Below are 3,724 nucleotides of genomic sequence, written 5' to 3'. Positions count from 1 at the left end.
CCTCACCCCCGACCCCTCTCCCCCAAAAAGGGGAGAGGGGAGATTCGCACTCGACCGCCAACCGCCCGCTCGTTCCCCCGCTCCCGTTTCGCCCGGAAGGCGCGCCATGTTCCGCACCCTGATCGTCCTGCTCTGCCTGCCGTGGGCCGCGTCCGTCGCGTTCGGACAGGCCGCCGGGCTGCGCGGCGGGTCGAGCGAATCGTCGTTGGTCGCCCGGCTCCAAGCCCCGGACCCGACCGCCGCGGAACGCCTGATTACGGTGGAGGCCGTGGCGGAGGTCCGCGTCGTCCCGTCTCGGCTGCGCGTCGTGCTGGCCGTCGCCGCACAGGGCGAGACGGCCGACGAAGCGAACGCGGCGGGAACCGCGCTGCTGACCGCCACGAAGGCGAAGCTGACCGCCGCAGGCATCGCGGCGGCGGACGTGGACACCGACTTCATCGCCGCCTTCCCGGTGTACGCCTGGGGCGTGGAGCAGCAGGGCGGCAAGGACGTGCTGGCGGAGAACCGCGTCGGCACGCGGGTGCAGTCCAACCTGCACGTCGCCGTCGCGGACGAGGCCGCCGCGCTGAACGCGATCAAGGCGGCGGTGGGCGACGGCGTGGACCTGCTGGCCGTCGATTACTGGAGCGACGACCTCGAAGCGAAGCAGATCGAGGCTCAGAAGAAGGCGCTCGCCGCGGCCCAGGCGAAGGCGAAGCTGCTGCTGTCGGTGTTCCCCGAGAAGCCGCAGCCGATCAACGTCTGGGAGGGCACGCGGATTCTCTATCCGCACGAACTGTACGAGAGCCTCCCCAGCGCCGAGGACGGCGCCCGCACCTATTACGACCGCGACGGCATGACCCGCGTGCCGGCGCCCCGGCCGTTGCAGGTCTACTACCGCGGCCTGTTCGCGGACATCGACGCCGTCGAACCCGTCATGCCGGGCCGACGGGAGATCGAAGTCGTCTCGACCGTGCGGCTCTACTACGCGGCGCCGGGGCGGCCGGTCGGAGAGTCCTCCCGAGTCGAGCCCGTCCGGTGAACGTCTCGACTTACGATCTCCCCTCTCCCTTTGGGAGAGGGGTCGGGGGTGAGGGCGAGCGGTCCGCACGGATCGGGCGGCTGCGAATCGCTCGCGGCGCCCCCTCACCCCCAGCCCCTCTCCCCGGGGGGAGAGGGGAGCCGTCGAGAATGAGTCCGTCCGCTGCCCGTTTCGTTCCTCCGTCCCACCGCGACTGATGCCCAGCGACTCCGCGGACCTGTCCGGGTACGCCCTCGATCTGTTGCGGCCGTGGTGGCTGCTGGGGCTGCTGCTGCTCCCGGCGCTCTGGTACCTGTACCGGCGGAGCCTGGTTGACTTCGACCGCGGCCAGCGGATCGCCTCGCTGGCGGTGCGGTCGGTGGTGGTCGTGCTGCTGGTGTTGGCCCTCGGCGGCCTCACGCTGCTGCGGCCGACGACGGAGCGGTACGTCGTGTTCGTCGCGGACGAATCGCTGTCGGTGGGGGGGGAGGAGGGGCGGAACCCCGTCCGCGAGTACCTCGCCGCGTTGGGCGAACTGCCCTCGGGGGACGAAGCCGTCGTGCTGCCCTTCGCCGCGGACGTGGGCACGCCGGTGTCGCTGGCGGCGTTTCTGGAAGCGGGAACCGAAGCGGGGGGCGCGCCGCCTAGCGGCGACGGCGAAGCGGAGTCCGCCAAGGAGCGATTGCGGGGCACGGACGTCGCCGCGGCGCTCCGCACGGCGCTCGCCGCGGCGCCGCCGGACAAGGTGCGCCGCGTCGTGCTGCTGACCGACGGCAACGAAACCGCCGGGAACGCCGTGCAGGCGGCGCTGGGGTCGCTCGACCGCATCGACGTCGTCCCCCTGCCCACGCGGGCCGAGCCGGAGGTCGCCGTCTCCGAGGTGCTCGTCCCCTCGCAGGTCGCCCGCGGGGAGCCGTTCTTCGTGGAGGTCGCCGTCGATTCCAACCACGACGACGAAGTCACCGTCGAGGTCTTCCGCGGCCCGCTCAAAGTGGTCTCCGAGAAGCAGACGTTGAAGCCCGGCGAGAACCGCTTCCGCTTTCGCCAGACCGTCGAGCGCGACCGCCTCGCGGAGTACACCGTCCGCATCAGCGGGGCGAAGGAGGACGCGCTGGTCGACAACAACGCCGCGTCCGGCCTCGTCTACGCCGCCGGCAAGCCGCGCATTCTGCTGATCGATTCCGACCCCGACGCCGCCCGCAGCCTCGTCTGGGCGCTCGAAGAAGAGGACGTGGAGGCCGACGTGCGTCCCCCCCGCGGCGTGCCGGAGGACGTGGCCGACCTGCAGAACTACGAGGTCGTCGTCCTCGCCAACGTCCCCGCGACGGACCTGTCCAGCCGTCAGATGGCCGTCATGCGGACCTACGTCCGCGACCTCGGCGGCGGGTTGGTGATGCTGGGCGGGGACCAGTCCTTCGGCCTCGGCGGCTACTACCGCAGCGTGTTGGAGGAGGTGCTGCCGGTCCGCTCCGACTTCGAAAAGGAGAAGGAGAAGCCCTCGCTGGCGATGGTGTTGATCATCGACAAATCCGGCTCGATGGGCGGCCAGAAGATTGAGTTGGCCAAGGACGCCGCCAAGGCCGCGGTCGAACTGCTCGGCCCGAAGGACCAGCTGGGCGTGATCGCCTTCGACGGCGCCCCGACCTGGGTCTCCGACATTCGCCCCGCCAGCGACAAGGCCGGGCTGGAAGCGAGCATCTCCACCATCGGCGCCGGCGGCGGCACCACGCTGTATCCCGCGATGACCGAGGCCCGCGACGCCCTCCGCCGGGCCGCCGCGAAGCTCAAGCACGTCATCATCCTGACCGACGGCCAAAGCTCCCCCGGCGACTTCGACGGCGTCACCCGCGACCTCGCCAGCGACCGCGTCACCGTCTCCACGGTCGGCGTCGGGCAGGGCGCCGACATGAACCTCCTCGAAGAGATCGCCCGCACCGGCGGCGGTCGGCACTACTTCACCGACGACCCCGGCAACATCCCCCAGATCTTCGCCAAGGAGACCGTCACCGCCTCGAAATCGGCCATCAACGAGGAACCGTTCGTCCCGCAACTGCTCCGCCCGACCGCGGTGCTGGACGGCGTGGGGGTGGAGGACGCCCCCTTCCTGCTGGGCTACGTCGTCACCCGTCCGAAGGCGACCGCGGAGGTGATCCTCGGCACCGAAACTGGCGACCCGCTGCTGACCTGGTGGCGCTACGGGCTGGGTTGGTCCGTCGCCTTCACCAGCGACGCCGGCCCTCGCTGGGCCGCGGAGTGGCTCGCCTGGGAGGGCTTTGGTCCCTTTTGGGCGCAGGTCTTCCGCCACGCGATGCGGAAGGGCGGCGGCACGGGGACGACGGTGAACCTCGCCCGCGACGGCGACCGCGTGCGGATGACGCTCGACGCCGCCGACCCCGCCGGCGGCTGGCGGAACGACGCGACCACCGAACTGACCGTGATCGACCCCGCCCTCGGCAGCCGCACCGTGCAGGCCCGCCAAACGGCCCCCGGCCGCTACGAAGCGGAGTTCCAGGTGCCCCGAGGCGGCGCCTACCACACGGAGATCTCCCAGAAGATCGGCGAGCAGGTCGTCGCCCGCCAAAGCCGCGGCGTGACGGTCGGCTACCCGGAAGAACTGCGTTTGCGTCCCACGAACGAAGCGCTCCTGCGTTCCCTCGCCGCCGCCGGCGGCGGCACGTTCGACCTCCCCGCCGCCGACGTCTTCGCCCCCGACGACGCCACCGC

General features: G+C 71.5%; 2 protein-coding genes. Both read left to right on the top strand.

Translation table 11 applies throughout. From position 1 onward, the window contains the following. Nucleotides 1-106: 106 nt before the first annotated feature. Nucleotides 107-1,021 carry an SIMPL domain-containing protein gene (locus LzC2_RS20705; protein ID WP_171189928.1) on the top strand — a complete coding sequence of 305 codons (915 nt, stop codon included), beginning with the start codon at nucleotides 107-109 and terminating at the stop codon, nucleotides 1,019-1,021. Between the two features lie 196 nt (nucleotides 1,022-1,217). Further along, nucleotides 1,218-3,724 (top strand): VWA domain-containing protein (locus LzC2_RS20700; RefSeq protein WP_171189927.1); only part of this gene is annotated, 2,507 nt, incomplete at its 3' end.

The sequence above is a fragment of the Alienimonas chondri genome, assembly GCF_013036045.1.
Lineage (GTDB): Bacteria > Planctomycetota > Planctomycetia > Planctomycetales > Planctomycetaceae > Alienimonas > Alienimonas chondri.
The sequence above is the reverse complement of the archived record's forward strand: the minus strand, read 5'-3'. Positions and strand labels throughout refer to the sequence as shown.

Bases quoted from the DNA above. Each gene is read 5' to 3' on its own strand.
- LzC2_RS20705 (WP_171189928.1), top strand. From the start codon at position 107: ATGTTCCGCACCCTGATCGTCCTGCTCTGCCTGCCGTGGGCCGCGTCC.